The following is an 18,878-nucleotide window of genomic DNA, read 5'->3' on the forward strand; positions in this document are numbered from 1 at the left end:
GTTCAATGTTAATTATTCATTGTTCATTATGACAAAACCGCCCCGCTGGCTTTCTTTTCTGCTTTCCTGCTTCGGAGACCCCAACACGCTGGAAGAAGTGCAGGGTGATTTGCTCGAACTGTATGCGTATTGGGTGAAAACCGTGGGGGAGCGCAAAGCCCGCTGGCGGTACGGTTGGAGTGTGCTGAAACTGTTGAGGCCCCTGGCCCGCCGAAAAAAAGATGATTCAATAAACCATTTCCTGAGTCCTGCTATGTTACGCAACTATCTGAAAATTGCTTTTCGAAACCTGACCAGAAATAAGGCTTATTCGTTCATCAACATTGGCGGACTGGCAGTCGGCATGGCCGTAGCCATGCTGATTGGCCTGTGGGTGTACGACGAACTTTCTTTTGATAAAACCGTCCCGAACTACGCCCGGATTGCCAAACCCATGCTGCACCAAACCGTAGATGGGATGACAACGACGAGCGAATGGGTGCCTATTCCGTTGAGTACAGCTCTGAAGAACGACTACGGCAGTGATTTCAGCCGCGTGATTCTCGCGCATTCAAGCGGGGAGCAGATTCTGGCGCACGGCACAAGCCAGTTCACCAAACGGGGCAGTTACGTAGAACCGGGGTTTACGGAGATGCTGTCGTTGCCCATGCAGCGGGGAATCCGCAGCGGACTGAACGACCCGGCGTCCATTTTGCTATCGGCCTCGGTGGCGGATGCGTTGTTTGGCAAAACCGATCCGATTAACCAGATCGTCAAAGTCAACAATAAAGTAGCCGTTAAAGTGGCTGGGGTTTACGACGATTTTTCGACCAATTCGGAGTTCCGCGACATGGCTTATTTGCTGCCGTGGGCGCAGTTCGTGGCCGATCAGGAGTGGGTAAAACGCAGTGAGGATAACTGGAGTGTCAATGCGTTTCAGCTATTCGTCGAAATGGCACCCAACACCAATCTGGACCAGGTTTCGGCCAAAATTGAATCCGTGAAGGCAAGGCACGCCAAAGACGAGGCTAAATACAATCCCAGGGCGTTCCTGCATCCGATGAGCCGCTGGCATTTGTATTCGGAATGGGAAAACGGAATTCCGGTTCGGGGGCGTATTCAGTTTGTCTGGCTGTTCGGAATTATCGGCGGTTTTGTGCTATTGCTGGCCTGCATCAACTTCATGAATCTCAGCACGGCCCGGTCGGAGAAGCGCGCCAAAGAAGTCGGGATTCGCAAAGCCGTGGGGTCGGTTCGCAGCCAGCTGGTGAGCCAGTTTTTTGGCGAATCGTTTCTGGTCGTATTTTTTGCCTTCGCGCTGGCTCTGCTGCTGGTTCAACTGACGCTACCGGCATTCAACGAAATCGCCGACAAAACCATGGGGATTTTATGGGATAATCCGCTGTTCTGGGCCATTGGCATCGGTTTTAGCCTGATTACCGGTTTGGTAGCAGGCAGTTATCCCGCTTTTTATCTGTCCGGTTTTCAACCCGTGAAAGTGCTGAAAGGCACGTTTCGGGTCGGGCGGTTTGCGTCATTGCCACGAAAGGTATTGGTGGTGATGCAGTTTACGGTTTCGGTTACGCTGATCATCGGAACCATCATCGTTTTTCGCCAGATTCAGTACGCCAAAAACCGCCCGCTGGGATTTGATCGGAACGGGATGGTGACGGTTCGGATGAATACGCCGGATCTGATGACGAATTACCCGATTATCCATACGGAATTACTGCAAACCGGTGCTGTTCAGCATGTAGCCGAATCCAACAACACGACTTCCGGCGTTTACTCGAGCGACAGTCGGCTGGACTGGAAAGGGCGGGACCCCAATCGGCCGGTCGATTTTAACGTGGTAACCTGCACGCACGATTTTGGCAAAACCGTCGGCTGGCAGATTAAGGAAGGGCGCGATTTTTCGCGGGCGTTCTCCACCGATTCGGTCGGGCTGATCATGAACGAAAGCGCGATCAAGTACATGGGACTAAAGAAACCAATCGGTGAGCGGGTCAAATGGGGCGAAGAAATGTACACCATCATTGGCGTGGTCAAGGATCTGGTGACGGATTCACCCTTTGAACCTGTTAAGCAGACGGTTTTCCGGCTGAATTACACCTGGACGAATTTCATTACGATCCGGCTTAATCCGCAACTGAGCGCCCGCGAAGCGCTGGATAAAATCGAACCGGTTTTCCGGAAATACAACCCCGGCGGCCCTTTCGATTATAAATTCATGAGCGACGAATACGATCAGAAATTCCGCGCTGAAGAACGGATCGGCAAACTCGCGACCCTGTTTGCCATCCTGGCCATTTTTATCAGTTGTCTGGGACTATTCGGGCTGGCGTCGTTCATGGCTGAGCAGCGCACCAAAGAGATTGGCGTTCGCAAAGTGCTGGGTGCTTCGGTGCTGAATCTCTGGGGATTACTATCGAAAGACTTTGTGTTTCTGGTGTTGATCGGTTTCGGCATTGCGACGCCCATCGCCTATTATTCCCTCAGCGACTGGCTCCGCCATTACCAATACCGCACCGACATCTCCTGGTGGATTTTTGCCGCATCCGGCATCGGCGCACTGGCAATTACGTTGCTGACGGTCAGTTTCCAGAGCATCAAAGCCGCGCTGATGAATCCGGTGAAGTCGCTGCGGTCGGAGTAACGAAACCTGCCAGGCGGTTTTTAGGTAATCAAGCGGCAGCGGGAAATGAAAATCGTCAGCAGACGGAGCATGTCGGTTTTGAATTTGGAAAACCGGAATTTTGATTTGATAGCCGCCTGTCGACGCGTCAATTTGTCCGGAGGAATAGACCAGAAAAACGTGTCGTAACAATAATCGAAGAACAACTGGAGTTGTGGTTTTCGGTACGGTTTAAAAAGAAAATCCTCTTCAAGCTGATATGCATAATCCCCGTAAAGATTAAAAAAACCAATCAATTCGCTGGTTATATCCGGATTTTGTAGAATCTGTTCCTCTTTTAAGGCACTACTCAAGAGTGTTTGAAGGTAATCAAGATCGTAGGCGGTATAGGCATCCGATCCGGTTAATGCGGCAAGCCACGGATGAAAATTGCTTTCATCAAACACGGAAATAGAATTCGCGGCAATGAAATCGGCAATTTGATCGATCCGAGAAAACAGCAGAATCCGGTTTTCCGGATCGAGCAGGAGCTTGTCCTGCTGCTCGCTGTCCGCCATATCCGTACCCCACATCATGTAGTAGAATGCCTCATTTAGTTTAACCTTGATGAGGTATTTGCGGTATGTCTCCGATACGGCATTATTGTGCGTTTCTTCCATTGGTTTCGGGTAGGAACAAGTCGTTCAGAAGAGCCAGTCCGGCATTGCTTAAATGTAGGTATTTTAACGAATTCCATTTATTTTCTCCCTGTCCGGTTTTGATTCATTCGTTGTCCAAAAGCGGACAGGAATTGTCTGTGCAATTTTCAAAATCGACTTCTATTGCGTATTTAGCGCGTTTTTGCCTGACTGGCACTTCATTTGTCCGATACCGTTGAAAGAGTAACAAAACGAAATCAGTGGAAGGCAGCAGATTACTCTTTTCATTCGGGACCGCCCGGCGTTCATTCTCCATTGTTCATCAAAAACCATGATCCGCAACTATCTGACCGTCACGCTCCGCACTTTGCGCCGGTATCGCACCTACAGCCTGTTGAACATCACCGGTTTGGCGGTGGGGCTGGCGTGCGGGATTCTGATTTTTCTGGTGGTGAATTTTCAACTGGGTTTTGATCAGTACCACCGGAAAGCCGACCGGACGTACCGCATCGTCACGGAACTCCGGCACGAAATCGTTTCTTACAACCGGGGAACGCCCAAGGCGCTGGCCGAAGTCCTGCGCCGGGATTATCCGCTGATCGAAACCGCAGCCCGGATCAAGCGCGTTCGGAGCGGAATGCTGAGCTTGCCCCGTCCCGATGACGGTTTTCAGCAGAAATTCCAGGAAGACCGGGCGATTTGTTTTGCCGATCCCGAATTGTTCAACGTCTTTGATTTTCAGTGGAAAACCGGTTCACCTTCGTCCAGTTTGACGAGGCCGAATTCGGCAGTCCTGACGGAAAAATACGCCCGAAAATATTTTGGCGATGCCGATCCGATCGGTCGTGTCCTCCGGCTGGATAACCAGTGGAACCTGACCGTCACCGGTGTTTTGAAGGATCATCCGGTCAACACTAACCTGGGCGATGACGTCTATATTTCCTACAGTACGCTGGCCGGTTTGAGTGACGAAATGGCGCAGTCGCTCCGGAACTGGCCGGATCTCGACAGTGAAGAAATGACGTATATCACCCTGCCCGAAACCGCTGCCGTTGAACCGGTAAATGCGGTTTTTCCGGCCATTGCCCGAAAATATTATAATTCGGAAGATGCCCGGGTGTATCATTTCCGCTTGCAGCCGTTGACAGCCGTTGAGCGATGTGCATTTTAACGGTCAGTTCGGGGGTCGGATGCAGAAGAAATTCCTGTATGCAATGGCGTTTGTGGGCCTGTTCCTGATCGTCGCAGCCTGCATCAACTTCGTCAATATGGCCACGGCCCAGGCGCTTCGGCGGTCGAAGGAAGTGGGCGTTCGGAAGGCGATGGGCAGCACGCGCGTACAGTTGTTCGGGCAGTTTATGGCCGAAACCGCCCTGATCACGGTGGTTGCGGTCGTGGTGGCGCTGGGACTGGCGCAGACGGCCATGCCGCTGATCAACCTGTCAATGTCGGTTTTTAACGCCAATCTGGGCCTGACGGATCTGTTACAACCCAAACCACTGGCGCTGTTGCTGGCACTGGTGCTGCTGGTAATTCTGCTGGCCGGTTTTTATCCGTCGATCGTCCTGTCCGGTTTCAATCCGATTGCGGCTCTGCGGGGGCGGGTCAGCACGACGCAGGTTGGCGGAATTTCGGTTCGGCGCGGGTTGGTGGTCGTGCAGTTTTTTATCACCATTCTGTTCACTATCAGCATGCTCGTGATCATGTCGCAGCTGCGGTTTGTGCGGCAGGCCGATCTGGGTTTTACCAAAGATGCGGTTTTAACGGTTCCGCTTCCGACGGCCGACCCCATCAAACAGCAGACGTTGCGAAACCGCCTGCTGCAAATCGGGGCGATTGAAGAGGTGGCTTTTGACAACGCGCCACCGGCATCCAGCAACATCAACCAGTCGTCGTTTACGTACGATACCCGCACGGAACCGGAGAAATTTGAAACCCAGACCAAAATTGCCGATAAAAGTTACCTGACGCTATTCGACCTGAAACTGCGGGCCGGGCGCAACTTTTTCTCCAACGATACGGTCAGTAACGAGGTCATTGTCAATGAAATGATGGTGAAAAGGCTGGGGCTCAAATCGGCGAACGAGATACTGGGTAAACGGCTGAACGTCTGGGATGCCGACCGGACGGTGGTGGGGGTCGTCAAAGATTTTCACGTCAATTCCCTGCGGATGCCCGTCGGACCGCTTGTCATTTTCAAAAAGGCTTCGGCCAATCGAATGGCCGCCCTGAAAGTGGGCGCGGGCAACCTGCCCGAAACGATCAAAACCGTTGAAGCGACCTGGAATGAACTGTTTCCCGAAAACGTCTTCACCTATCAGTTTCTGGACCAAATCCTCGAGCGGTTTTACACCGCCGAAAACATTCTGCTGGTGTTTGCACAGGTCTTTTCCGTAATCGCCATTCTGATCGGTTGCCTGGGTTTATACGGTTTGATGGCATTCCTAGCCGAATCGAAAACGAAAGAAATCGGTGTTCGGAAAGTGTTGGGTGCCAATATGTTGCAAATTCTGTGGCTGTTTGGTCGGGAGTTTAGCCTGCTCATTCTGGCGGGTTTTGCGGTAGCGGCTCCGCTGGCGGGCTGGCTGATGAGCAAGTGGTTGCAGGATTATACGTACCGGATTGAGCTGGAGTGGTGGGTTTTCGGGCTGGCGATCCTCCTGGTTACGGGCATTACAATCCTCACGGTTTCGTATCAATCGATCAAAGCCGCACTCACGAATCCGGTCACTTCCCTTCGGGCGGAATAGCAAATACCCTATGTCTAAATTTTAAAATTTACCTTTTCCGGTTTGCCCCCAACCCCCTAAAGGGGGCTTTTGCCACTAGATGCGAAAAGTCCCCTTTAGGGGGTTGGGGGCAAAGCGAAGAAAGGGGAAATCTGAATTTTAGATAGTCTCAAAAAACCTGTAAGGTCTTTTTAAACCTTACAGGTTTACTTACTTCAATGCTGTTCAACTGCGGACAGGAATTGTACGATTTCGGACAAAGGAGCAAAGGTTGGTCTGGTAATTCATTGTAAATCAGCGTAGTTTTAGGTACGGCACAGATGTTGAGCGACTCAAACCAGCCTAACCTATTTTTTCCTGATCCTATGCTAAAAAATTACCTGACCATTGCCTGGCGGAATATTCTCAAGGACAAATTCTACAGCCTGATTAATATTCTGGGACTGACCATCGGCGTCACCTGCGGTCTGTTGCTGCTGCTCTACGTGACGGATGAGTTAAGCTACGATCGGTACCATAAAAAAGCCGACCAGATCTACCGCATCGTCTCGTACATCACCGAGCCGGACAAAATCAATAACTGGTCGAGCACGCAGCCTCCGCTGGCGAAATCGTTGAAACAGGACTATCCGTTCGTCGAAAACTACGTGCGGTTTTTTTCCAACGGCCGGGTGCCCTTCCGGAAGGGTGAGAAGCGGTTTTACGAAGAAGATGTCTACGGGGCCGATTCCACCGTGTTCGACGTGTTTACCTATAAATTTATTGAGGGTGATCCCAAAACCGCATTGGCCCGTCCCGGCAGCCTGGTGTTGACCGAGAAAACCGCCCGGAAGTTTTTCGGAGAAGGTAGTGCGCTGGGCCAGACGCTACAAACCAACGATACGACCTCCTATCAGGTGACGGGCGTGATCGAAGATGTACCCCGAAATTCTCATTTCACGTTCAACGCGCTGATGTCGTTGAACCCGAATCAACGCCGGGCCGACGGCTGGGGCGGTTTTTATATCCTTAGCTACCTGGTTCTGCAGAAAAACTTCGATACGAGAATTCTGGAGAGCAAGTTTCCGCAACTGTACGACAAAAATATGGCGTCGATCTTCAAGCGGATGGGCATCAAGATCACCTACCGACTGCAGCCGTTGACGAGCATTCACCTGCATTCAAAAATGGACGGTGAAGCGGGTGGCGACATCAGTTACGTCTACATTTTCAGTGCGGTCGCCTTCTTTATGTTGCTGTTGGCCAGCATTAATTACATGAATCTCGCCACCGCCCGCTCGGCCAAACGATCCAAGGAGGTTGGCTTGCGGAAAGTGATGGGGTCGCTTCGAAGCGCGCTCATGGGGCAGTTCCTGACGGAGTCGGTGTTGATGACGGTGCTGGCGCTGACGGCAAGTTTTATCCTGGTGGCCCTACTGCTGCCATTTTTCAATACGGTTTCGGGCAAGGAAATCCACTTTTCAGAGTTGCTGCGGCCACAATTTATCCTGATTGCCCTGTCAATTGTGGTGTTTACCGGTTTTGTCAGCGGCAGTTATCCGGCGTTTTATCTGTCTTCGTTTGAACCGGCAACGGTTTTGAAAGGCTCGTTCAATTCCAAAGGCGGCAGTTTTTTCCGGAAAACGCTGGTAGTGATTCAGTTTGCGATTTCGCTCATCATGCTGATTTGCACCTGGATCGTCTACGAGCAGTTGAATTACATGCGGGACAAGGATATGGGCTACAACCGCGAACAGGTGTTGACGATTGATTACCAGAACGGTCAACCCCGGGATCGCTATAACCTGCTGCGCAACAGCTTGATGGCCAATCCGAACATCCGCAGTGTGGCCACGGCTTCGTCGCCCACGAGCAACATTGGCGGGCGGATTATTTTTGGCGTTGAATCCAATACCGGGCTGAAAGAAATGGGCTTCAAACCCATGGGCATCGATCACGATTTCCTGAAAACGATGGGGATGAAGGTGGTGGCCGGGCGCGATTTTTCGGATAAAATTCCGGCCGATACGTCCAATGGCGTGCTGGTGAATCAGGCTGCCGTCAAACGCATGGGCTGGAAAGAACCGATCGGCAAAAAAGTGGTGTTGGGGGGCTTACCGCAGGCGGGTCAGCCCGCTCCGCCGGAGGCAAAGGTCGTGGGCGTGGTGAAGGATTTTCACCAGCAGTCGCTCTACAGCCCCATCGAGCCAATGATTATGCTGTACCGGCCGAATAACGGCGTGATCCACATTAAGATCGATGCGAAAAACGCCGACAAAGCGATTGAGTTTATCGGTCAGAAATGGCGCGAAACTTACCCGGATAAGTTGTTCGAATACCGGTTTCTGGACCAGGATTTCGAATCGGCCTACCGCGCGGATGAGCTGCGTGGCCGGATTTTCACGGCGTTCTCCGCCCTGACCATCCTGATTGCCTGTCTGGGTCTGTTCGGACTGGCGACCTTTACGACCGAACAGCGTGTCAAGGAAATTGGCGTCCGGAAGGTGATGGGCGCGTCGGTGTCGAGCGTGGTGATGCTGCTCTCGAAAGACTTTACGAAACTGGTATTGTTCTCGTTTCCCATCGCGATTCCGGTTGCCTGGTACTCGATGGATCGCTGGCTGCAGCATTTTCCGTACAAAACGAGCATTGGCGTCGGAATATTTGTTGCCGCCTGTGTCATTACGCTCCTGATCTGCTGGATCACTGTCGTGTATCAGTCCGTCAAAGCCGCCATCGCCAATCCGGTGAAGTCACTTCGTTCGGAATAAATGGCGGGGGCATAGGGGTGAGGGCAGAGGGCAAATAAATAAACCCCTGCCCCGCTCCCTCTGCCCCGCTCCCTCTGCCCCATGCTAAAAAACTACCTCAAAATCGCTTTACGGAATTTGACCAAAAACCGGTTTTATTCCGTGATCAAAATTGCCGGACTAGCCGTGGGCCTCGCGGCTGGCATTTTGATCGCTTTGTTTGTCTACGAAGATTTCTCGTACGACGGTTTTAATACCAAAAAAGACCGGATTGTGCGGGTGCTGACCATCGATCAGGCCGAGGGCGTCAAGAGCAAGCTGGTGGGAGTGAGCTATCCCGGTTTGGCCCCGGCCATCACGCGCGACCTGCCCGAAGTGGTCAATAGCGTCCGGATTTCGGAGCAGGGGCGGGTGCCGCTGAAAGTGGGCGATAACCTGATTAGTTCCGAAGGAACGTTCCGCACCGAAAGCTCTTTCTTCGAAATCTTTGATTATAAAGTACTGACCGGGCCGTCGGAAGGCATTCTGGACGAACCGCAAACCGTGGTGCTGACCGAAACGCTGGCGAAAAAGCTGTTTGCCGGTGAAAATCCGGTCGGCAAAACCATTCAGTCGGGCACGCAAAACTTCAAAGTGAAAGCCGTTATGGCCGATCCGCCGACTAATTCGCACCTGCGGTTCGACATGCTGCGGTCGATGGTGCCCGCGCAGGGTGATACGAATTACGCCCGGTTTCTGACTTCCTTCAACGGCATCAGCGTCTACAGCTATCTGTTGCTCGATCGGGCCCGCGATCTGAACACGATTATTCCGAAACTGAAACAGGTGGCCGATAAAAACCAGGGCTACGCCTTTTTTGTCCCGACTCTGCAGTACCTGAAAGACGTTCACCTCAATTCGGGCGAAATTCTGTTCGAACACAATACAAACAAAACCGATGCGGCCAACCTGTACGTTCTGGGCACGATTGCGCTGCTGGTGGTGTTACTGGCCGCCGTCAACTTCATGAATCTGGTAACGGCCCACGCCACCGGGCGGGCCAAGGAAGTCGGTTTGCGGAAAGTGGCCGGGGCCGTGCGAACGCAGCTGATCTGGCAGCACTTGCTGGAATCCATCGTCGTGACGGCCATTTCAGCGGTTCTGGCGGTTGGGCTGGCGGTGGTTTTGTTGCCGGTCTTGAACAACATTTACCAGCGAAACGCCAATCTGGTCAAACTGCTGACGCCCGAAGCGATTCTGGGGATAACCGGTTTTGTGCTGATAATTGGCTTAGTGGCCGGTAGTTATCCGGCTTTTGTGCTGTCGAAATTTCGGCCGGTCGTGGTGCTGAAAGGCGCTTTCAAAAATACCAACAGCGGTATTCCGCTCCGGCAGTCGCTGGTGGTGATTCAGTTCACGATTTCCATTGCGCTGATGGTCGGCACGGGCGTAGTTTTCCGGCAGATGCGCTACATTCAGAACAAAGACCTCGGATTTAGTCGCGAGCAGATCATTTCCGTTCCGTTCAAAGGACAACTGGCCATTCAGCGCGCGCGGACATTTCAGGCCGAACTAAAGCAGAATCCGAATGTAATTGGCACCGGCACCACCAGCAACCGAATGGGGCAGCAATTGGGCCGCACGACCTTTGTGCCGGAAGGAAAACCGTCGACCACGAATTACATCGCCAGCGTGATGGCCGTCGATGAATCGTTTGTGCCGACGATGGGTATGCACATCCTGAAAGGTCGCAATTTCTCACTGGATTTTCCGGCCGATTCAGCTTCGTCGATGGTGATCAACGAAGAAATGGCGAAGATGCTGGGCTGGAAAGAGCCGATCGGGAAAATTGTTAGACTGCCGTCCGGCCCCAACCCAACCGATGCGACGCCCTACACCGTGATTGGTCTGGTCAAAGATTTCCATTTTGCCACGATTCGGCACAAGGTGGAGCCGTTGTTCATGCTGTATAACAAAAACAATAACCAGCTCGCTGTCAAAATCAATATCGCCAACGCGCCCGAAACGCTGGCGTTTATCGAGAAAACCTGGAAGCAGATTAACCCGGAAACGCCGTACGAATACAGTTTTCTGGATGCGGATTTCGGGAAACTCTACCGCAGCGAACAGGCGTTTGCAACGATGTTCAGCCATTTTACGGTTTTAGCGCTGTTCATTGCGGTGTTGGGCCTGTTCGGGCTGGCGGCTTTTACGGCCGAGCAACGCCGGAAAGAGATTGGGATTCGCCGGGTGCTGGGCGCCGAAACCGGGTCGCTGCTGTACCTACTATCCCGCGAATTCATCAAGCTGGTTGTGATTGCCTTCGTGATTGCCAGTCCGCTGGCGTGGTACCTGATGAATCGCTGGCTCGACGGTTTTGCCTACCGCACCGACCAAAGCGCACTTCTGTTTGCCGTCGCTGGCGTTGCTGCGGTTCTGGTTACGCTAATCACCGTCAATCTCCAGGTTTTCAAAGCCGTCAATACGAATCCGGTTACTTCGCTACGCTCAGAATGAATAATGAACAATTAACAATGAACATTGGACAATGAAAGTCGGCAGGTTACTCTGTTCATTTTTCATTGTTAATTGTTCATTCGAAAGAATATGCTAAAAAACTACCTCAAAATCGCCTTACGAAACCTCCGCAAGCAGCGCGGGTTTGCATTTATCAACATCCTGGGGCTGGCGATGGGCCTGGCCTGTTGCCTGCTGATTACGCTCTACGTCGTCGATGAATTGAGCTACGACCGGTTTCACGAAAAAGCCAACCGGATTTATCGGATCAATTCCGACATCAAGTTTGGCGGCAACGACATGCACATGGCGGTTTCGCCCGATCCGATGGGGCCAACCTTGCTGAAGGATTATCCGCAGGTGGAGAACTTCGTCCGGCTGCACGGCCGGGGAACCTGGCTCGTCAAGCAGACGGGGAAAGCGAATAGCCTGCGGGAAAGTGATATCCTTTTTGCCGATTCCACGCTATTCGATGTGTTTACGCTGCCGCTGGTACACGGTAACCCGAAACGGGCGCTGGTGGAACCGAATACCGTGGTGATCAGCGAATCGGCGGCCCGGCGTCACTTCGGCAACCAGAACCCGATGGGAAAAACGCTGCTGTTCGACAATCGGCTGACCTTCCGGGTGACGGGCGTTATGCGCGACATGCCGACCAACTCCCATTTCCGCACCGATTTTTTCCTCTGCATGCGGAGCGACAATTATGAGTGGGGAAGATGGCTTAGCAATAACCACCAAACCTATATTCTCCTGAAAGATGGCGTTGATCCAAAACAGTTTAGCAAGAATTTTGAAACCATCATTCAGAAATACGTCGGGCCGCAGGCGTTTCAGTTTATTGGAACAACGATGAACGAGTTTCGGAAAGCCGGAAACCGGATCGACTACTCGTTTATTCCGCTGACCGACATTCACCTGCATTCGAAACAGAACATCGAACTGGCTCCCAACAGCGACATTCAGTACGTGTACGCGTTCTCGGCGGTAGCGGTTTTTATCCTGCTCATTGCCTGCATCAACTTCATGAATCTGTCGACGGCGCGCTCGGCAAACCGGGCGAAGGAAGTGGGCGTTCGGAAAGTGCTGGGCTCTGTGCAGCATCAACTGGTCGGGCAGTTCATGACCGAATCGATTCTACTGACGGTTTTGTCGATGGTCCTGGCGCTGGTGATCGTTCAACTGGCCATCCCGTTCTTCAACGACATTTCGACCAAACAACTGACGATCAGCAACCTGTTTGTTCCGCAGTTCCTACCGATTTTGCTTCTTTTGCCGCTGGTGGTTGGACTGCTGGCGGGCAGCTACCCGGCTTTTTTCCTGTCGTCGTTCCGGCCGATCAGCGTGCTCAAGGGAAAAATTAATCTGGGGTTGAAAAGCGCTGGTTTGCGGAGCGGTCTGGTGGTTTTCCAGTTTATGATGTCCGTGATTCTGATCGTTGGCGCGATGGTGGTCTATCGCCAGATCAATTTTATTCAGACGACCAAAGTGGGTTTCAACCGCGATCAGGTGCTGACCATCAACGAAGCTTATGCCCTGGGTAATCAGACGCAGACGTTCAAAGAAGAAGTCCTGAAACTGCCGGGTGTCCTGAACGGTTCGGTATCCGGTTATCTGCCGGTGCCCTCAAACCGGAGCGATAGTCCGCTGTTTCCGGAAGGAGAGATCAACCAGAGCGGGGCGGTTTCGACGCAGCAATGGGGTGTCGATTATGATTACATCCCAACGCTGGGCATGGAACTGGTGAAGGGCCGTAATTTCTCGCGGGAATTTGGTTCCGACTCAACCGGAGTCATTCTGAACGAAACCGCCGTGAAGGTTTTCGGTTTTAAAAACCCCATCGGAAAGCGGGTGATGCAAATGCAGGACAATGAAGGGAAAAAATACAAGGCTTACACCGTGATTGGAGTGGTGAAAAACTTCCATTTCGAGTCGCTGCGGCAGAACATCGGTTCGGTTGCTCTGTTCATGGATCCTAACCGGGGAGCCGTGTCCTTTCGGCTCAGCAACCAGGATATTCCGGCTTTGGTGAAACAGATTGAAGGAAAATGGGAGCAAATGGCGCCGGGCATGCCGTTTAGCTATTCGTTTCTGGAAGACAGTTTCGATGCCATGTACCGCGCCGAACAGCGCGTCGGCCAGATTGTGCTGACGTTCTCGGTTTTGGCGATTCTGATTGCCTGTCTGGGCCTGTTCGGTCTGGCGGCTTTTATGGCCGAACAGCGGACGAAGGAAATTGGCGTTCGGAAAGTGCTGGGCGCCAGCACCTCCAGCATTGTGGGTCTGTTGTCGAAAGATTTTCTGCGCCTGGTACTGATCGCGATCCTGATTGCCACGCCGATTGCCTGGTACGGCATGAACCAGTGGTTGCAGGATTTTGCCTATAAAATCGACGTTCCGTGGTGGGTTTTCGTGCTGGCGGGCCTGGTTGCCATTCTGATTGCGTTCGCAACGGTTTCGTTCCAGTCCATCAAAGCCGCTCTGACCAATCCGGTGAAATCGTTAAAAGCCGAGTAAAGATTCTGAACTGGGATTACGCAGATTCAAGAATTAACCAGGATTGCTACGCAATCAATTTTATCCTCTTAATCCCGCTACGGCGGACCGTTTTAATCCTTGTAATCCCAGTTCAAGACGGTCCGTCCGTTCCCGGACAATTTTAGAAAATCAATTACTAGTAACTTGTTGAAAAATAGCGTATTACGGCTTATGGCCTGTTATTTGCAAAGCTCTAAAACGGAACTGGTGCAACTTAACCTACCTATTCTGCATCTTTCCGGCAAACTCTCTCTCAATCTCACAACACAAATACCATGAAACGTTCATCTTTCCTGTTAACCGCTCTCGGAGCACTCGCCATCTCTTTCAATACCCTAGCTCAGGACAAAGACGAAACCCCTTACGAAACCAAAAATTTCAACGGCAGTCTGAATAACGTCCGGGTGGAAACGTCCGGCGGCAGCATCTCGGTAGAAGGGAGTCAGTCGAGTGGCGTGAAGGTAGAAATGTACGTGCGGGGCAACAACTGGCCGAGTAATAAACTTTCCAAAGACGAAATCGAAGAACGACTGAAAGAATACGAAATCAAACTGGGCGTCGAAAACAATACAGTCATCGCAACCGCCAAGCGGAGAAAGAACGACGACTGGGATTGGAAACGATCGATCAATATTTCGTTTAAGGTGTACACCCCCAAAAACTTTGCAACCGATCTGCACACCAGCGGTGGCAGCATTCGCCTGAGCAATCTGGTAGGTAGCCAGAACTTCGCGACCAGCGGAGGAAGCCTGCACCTGACCGGCGTGGAAGGTCTGATCAAAGGCCGGACGTCGGGTGGCAGCATTCACCTCGATCGGTGCCGCAAAGATATCGATCTGTCGACCAGTGGCGGTTCGATCCACGCCGAAGATTCGGATGGCAACCTGGATCTGCGGACCTCCGGTGGCAGTGTCAACCTGACCAATCTGAGCGGTAAAGTCAACGCCCGCACCAGTGGCGGCAGCGTCAGAGGTGACGGCGTCAAAGGCGAATTGGTAGCCGGTACGAGTGGAGGTTCGGTTCGGTTGTCCGGCATTTCGGGCAGCGTCGAAGCCAGCACCAGCGGTGGGGGCATGGATGTTGAAATCACGAAACTGGGCGAATACGTCCGGCTGTCGGGTGGTCCGGGCAGCGTAAATGTCAAAATGCCACTCGATCAGGGCATTGACCTGGATCTGTCTGGAAACCGGGTGGATATTCCCCTGAGCAAGTTCGACGGAACCGTTGAAAAAGACCGCGTTCGGGGTCGTCTGAACGGTGGCGGTGTGCCCGTCCGCATTTCCGCCGGTAGCGGGAGTGTACACGTAAACAGGTAAGAGTTAAGCGTTATGAGTGAAGAGTTGGCTGACGCGTTTAACTCTTCACTCATAACGCTTAATTCATAACTCCTTTTCCTGTCCGTTTGTGAACAAAAGAGTGTCCGGTGACGGACACTCTTTTGTTTTTAATGCGTCTATTCGGTTAATTACCAGCCTTTTGGTTTTCTGGCATAAGCCTTGAGTCTTAGGTTAGCATTCCGCTCATTCGTTACTCGCATGTTTCGTAATTACGTCCTCATCGCTTTTCGAAATCTCTGGAAACATAAACTGTTTTCCTTCATTAATATCGTCGGATTGGCGTCCGGGATTATGGTGTGTTTGCTGGCGCTGATCGATATCAAAGGCGCTTTCGACTACGGTAATTTCCACCCGAATTCCGACCGGACGTACCGGATTCTGACCGATGTTACTGCCAATGACAATCAGACGGCGGCTTTTGCAACTACGCCCCTGCCGCTGGCCGAAGGCTTGAAGCGGGAGTATGGTTTTGTGGAGAATACCACCCGGGTGATTCGGGAATACACGGAGTTTACCGTTGATCAGAAAAAGCTGGGGGACTATTACTGCGCCGTCGACCCCGGTTTTTTTACCATTTTAGGCTATAAGCTGGCGACCGGACAACCGGCGACCGAACCGCATACGGCGGTTGTGACACCCCAAACAGCCGAGAAATTCTTCGGACTGTCGAACCCGATTGGCAAGGTGATTCACACCAAAGAATTTGGTTCAATAACGATCACGGGTGTATTCAAGGAACTTCCAATCCGCTCGCACCTTCGCTTCGGGCTGGTGATTTCGATGCCGACGCTTTTGACGGAAAACCGGAAACAGCAGCAAACCGATTGGAAACAATACACGAGCGGCTATACGTATGTTCTGCTGAAAAAAGGTTCGTCGGCCGCCCAATTGGAAAAAGTCCTGCCGACCATTGCCGCGCGGGCTACCAAAGACATTCGTTTCAAGTCCGAGAAAGGATACACCTTTCGCGCCCAGTCCATGATCAGGCTTTCACCTTCCCGCGAAGATCTGGAGATGGGAACCTGGGAGCAGACCTGGGGCAAACTGGTGACGGAAATGGCCGTTGGCTTGCTGACGCTGTTGCTGGCGGTTTTCAATTACGTCAACCTGACACTGGCCCGCTCGCTGAGTCGCGCCCGCGAAGTCGGGATCCGGAAAGTCTCCGGGGCGGTGCGCTGGCAACTGATGGGGCAGTTTATGGCCGAATCGGTCGTCTTATCCATGTTTGCGCTGGGCGTCGCGTACCTGTTCCTGATGCTGATCGAACCGATGCCGTTTGTGCAGCAGTGGCTGATCGGGGGCGTGGAACTGGATACGTCGCTCTGGGCGGTTTTTGTTGGATTCAGCGTTCTGACCGGTTTGCTGGCGGGATTCGTTCCGGCGCGGGTTTTGTCCGGTTTTCGGCCGGCGCAGGTATTGCGGAGCCAGACCGGTTTGAAAGTTTTCCGGGGTATTACCCTGCGTAAGTCATTGATCGTGGCCCAATTCGCGATTGCACTGATCGCCATGATTGCGCTGTTGTCGATGGCGCGGCAGCAACAGTACATGGCGACGGCCGACTACGGTTTTCGGAGTGAACGCATTTTGAATATTCCCCTGAACAATATTCCCTACCAGCGGCTGGCGAATGAGTTGAACCGAATTCCGGGCGTCGAGCGCGTATCGGCAACCTCGGAACTGTTCGGTAGCCACGGTGGCGATCTTCGGAAAGTACGTCATCAGAAAACCGGCGGAGATTCGGTGACGGTCTTCGTGACGGCCATTGATCCGCATTTTATCGACAACATGGAGCTGACGTTGCTGGTGGGCCAGAATTTGCCCGAGATGGCAGTCGATACCGCCGGTGAAGGTTCGTCGGGGCGGTTTGTACTGGTCAATGAAGAGGCCGTTAAATCCTTCCGAATGGGTAATCCACGGGAGGTAGTGGGGCAGTCGCTCTGGCTAAACGATAGCACGGAAGTGCAGATTGCCGGGGTCATCAAAGATTTCCGATTTACCACCTTTAACTGGCCCATCAAACCCCTTATTCTGAAATACCAGCCCAAACGGTTTCGGTACGTCAATGTCCGGATTGCCGAGGGAACCACCGATGCCACGCTGGCCGGGGTGCAGCGCGTCTGGAAAAATTTGAATCCGCGCGAGCCATTTGTGGGCGAGTGGTACAGCGATTTTCTCTACAAACGGCACAGTCACGAAGATGATGTTAACTTCATGAGTCTATTGACAGCGCTGGCTTTTTCCATTGCCTGTCTGGGATTGCTGGGAATGGTTACGTACACGACCGAAACCCGCATCAAGGAAGTCGGCATCCGGAAAGTAATGGGCGCGCAGGTTCGGCAGATCATCTGGCTGTTATCCTGGGATTTTGTTAAATTACTGCTCATTGCGGGCGGAATCGCCCTACCGCTGGGGTATCTGGCGGGAATGGCTTTTCTGATTAATTTTGCCTATCACGTTTCAATCGGTTTTGAAACACTGGGCGGTTGCATCGGCCTGTTGCTGGGCCTTGGTGGCCTAACCATCGGTTTCCGAACCTACCGGGCCGCCTTGTCAAATCCGGCCGACAGTTTGCGGAGCGAGTAGCAAATGATGAATGACGAATTAAAAGACTGTTCATTCATCATTCTAAAAAGTTGTTGAGGTCGAGTTGGAGGATTTCTGAGTAAGAAGATTCGGTAGTCAAACCGGCGTCACCTTTGCCGTACCGAAACCACTGCTGGGTTTTATAATTGTAAACAAAGGCTTCAAGGATGCCGTAATTATTTTTGTCCGTGAGCCAGATTACTTTTTCAATGTCATTTTGTAAACCAGCCGTATGGCAGATTTCAATAATAAGTGGGGTTTGATCAGTAGAATTGTCGTAGAGTAAGAGATCAGGTGTTGGGCTGCTTTTTCCTTCATCAAGCATTGTTTCAACAAACGGCTCGAATGGAATTTTCTTTTCGAAGTAGTAAAGAGAACCTAAACCCAACATTAATTTACCAATAATCCGTTGATGTTGTTTCGGAGCGTTGGTCCCCATTTCTTCACGGGCGAGAAAGGGAACATCATCACCAGTGTAATACATAGTTAAATGGATTTACAGTTTTTCAAATATACCCAAATATGATTTCACTACATAACGTTTCCAAGTACTACCCTGCCGGTTTCGGTAAGACATACGTGCTTCGTAATATATCCCTCGATATCAACGAAGGCGAGTTCGTTTCCATCATGGGCCCATCAGGATCGGGTAAATCCACCCTGCTGCACATTCTGGGCATGCTGGAAGAGCCGTCGGAAGGAGAGTACCTGTTTTTTGACCAGCCGGTACAGAAATTGTCGGAAAAGCGCCGGACGGAATTACACCGGAACTACATTGGTTTCGTGTTTCAGGCTTACCACCTGATCGACGAACTGACGGTGTACGAAAACATCGAAACGCCCCTGTTGTACAAAGGTCTGTCGTCGTCGGAACGGAAAAGCCGGGTGGCCGAACTGCTCGACCGGTTTAACATGGTGGCGAAAAAAGACCTGTTCCCAACGCAGTTGTCGGGCGGACAGCAGCAACTGGTCGGGATTGCCCGCGCCGTAGCGTCGGAACCCAAGGTGATTTTTGCCGATGAACCTACCGGAAACCTCCATTCCGACCACGCAAAGGAGATCATGGAACTGTTCAAAAAGCTGAATAAGGAAGACGGGGTAACCATCGTTCAGGTGACGCACTCGGAAACCAACGCGGAATACGGCAACCGGATTTTGCGCCTGAAAGACGGCTGGCTGGAATCGTTCCCGGTTTCGGTGGAGCGGCAGTAAAA

The 18,878-nt window shown here is 52.1% G+C and carries 11 protein-coding genes; 9 read left to right on the forward strand and 2 right to left on the reverse strand.

The genetic code is table 11. The features are described from left to right. The first annotated feature begins 28 nt into the window (after window positions 1-28). Window positions 29-2,635, forward strand: a complete 2,607-nt coding sequence (locus GJJ30_RS23450; protein WP_154177625.1) for an ABC transporter permease — start codon at window positions 29-31, stop codon at window positions 2,633-2,635. Window positions 2,636-2,655: 20 nt separating this feature from the next. Here the strand turns inward: GJJ30_RS23450 and GJJ30_RS23455 are convergent, their stop codons facing one another. Then, window positions 2,656-3,273 (reverse strand): hypothetical protein, encoded by a 618-nt coding sequence (locus GJJ30_RS23455; protein WP_154177626.1) that lies wholly within the window; start codon window positions 3,271-3,273, stop codon window positions 2,656-2,658. A gap of 310 nt (window positions 3,274-3,583) precedes the next feature. Here GJJ30_RS23455 and GJJ30_RS32415 point away from each other — a divergent pair, with 310 nt between their 5' ends. From GJJ30_RS32415 to GJJ30_RS23485, 7 genes are all read left to right on the forward strand, one after another. Continuing rightward, window positions 3,584-4,423: an ABC transporter permease gene (locus GJJ30_RS32415; protein WP_229313376.1), complete on the forward strand. Its 840-nt coding sequence runs from the start codon at window positions 3,584-3,586 to the stop codon at window positions 4,421-4,423. 19 nt (window positions 4,424-4,442) lie between these two features. Next, a complete protein-coding gene (locus GJJ30_RS32420; protein WP_229313378.1) occupies window positions 4,443-6,002 on the forward strand; it encodes an FtsX-like permease family protein in 1,560 nt (519 codons plus the stop codon). Window positions 6,003-6,346: 344 nt separating this feature from the next. Then, the gene (locus GJJ30_RS23465) at window positions 6,347-8,731 is read left to right on the forward strand and encodes an ABC transporter permease (protein WP_154177627.1); all 2,385 of its coding nucleotides are present in this window, start codon (window positions 6,347-6,349) and stop codon (window positions 8,729-8,731) included. Between the two features lie 81 nt (window positions 8,732-8,812). Further along, entirely contained in the window at window positions 8,813-11,206 is a 2,394-nt protein-coding gene (locus GJJ30_RS23470) for an FtsX-like permease family protein (protein WP_154177628.1), read from the forward strand. A 90-nt stretch (window positions 11,207-11,296) separates the two neighbouring features. Next, on the forward strand, window positions 11,297-13,723 hold the full coding sequence (locus tag GJJ30_RS23475; protein WP_154177629.1) for an ABC transporter permease: 2,427 nt from the start codon (window positions 11,297-11,299) through the stop codon (window positions 13,721-13,723). A 296-nt stretch (window positions 13,724-14,019) separates the two neighbouring features. Next, entirely contained in the window at window positions 14,020-15,060 is a 1,041-nt protein-coding gene (locus GJJ30_RS23480) for a DUF4097 family beta strand repeat-containing protein (protein ID WP_154177630.1), read from the forward strand. Between the two features lie 219 nt (window positions 15,061-15,279). After that, complete coding sequence (locus GJJ30_RS23485; RefSeq protein ID WP_154177631.1) at window positions 15,280-17,664, forward strand: ABC transporter permease; 2,385 nt, start codon at window positions 15,280-15,282, stop codon at window positions 17,662-17,664. Window positions 17,665-17,701: 37 nt separating this feature from the next. Here GJJ30_RS23485 and GJJ30_RS23490 read toward each other — a convergent pair whose 3' ends face one another. Beyond that, window positions 17,702-18,148, reverse strand: coding sequence for a hypothetical protein (locus tag GJJ30_RS23490; protein ID WP_154177632.1), 447 nt, complete (start codon window positions 18,146-18,148; stop codon window positions 17,702-17,704). A 38-nt stretch (window positions 18,149-18,186) separates the two neighbouring features. Here GJJ30_RS23490 and GJJ30_RS23495 point away from each other — a divergent pair, with 38 nt between their 5' ends. Further along, window positions 18,187-18,876, forward strand: coding sequence for an ABC transporter ATP-binding protein (locus GJJ30_RS23495; RefSeq protein ID WP_154177633.1), 690 nt, complete (start codon window positions 18,187-18,189; stop codon window positions 18,874-18,876). Window positions 18,877-18,878 lie beyond the last annotated feature (2 nt).

Origin of the sequence: Larkinella terrae, assembly GCF_009668025.1 — a bacterium.
Classification (GTDB): Bacteria; Bacteroidota; Bacteroidia; order Cytophagales; family Spirosomataceae; genus Larkinella; species Larkinella terrae.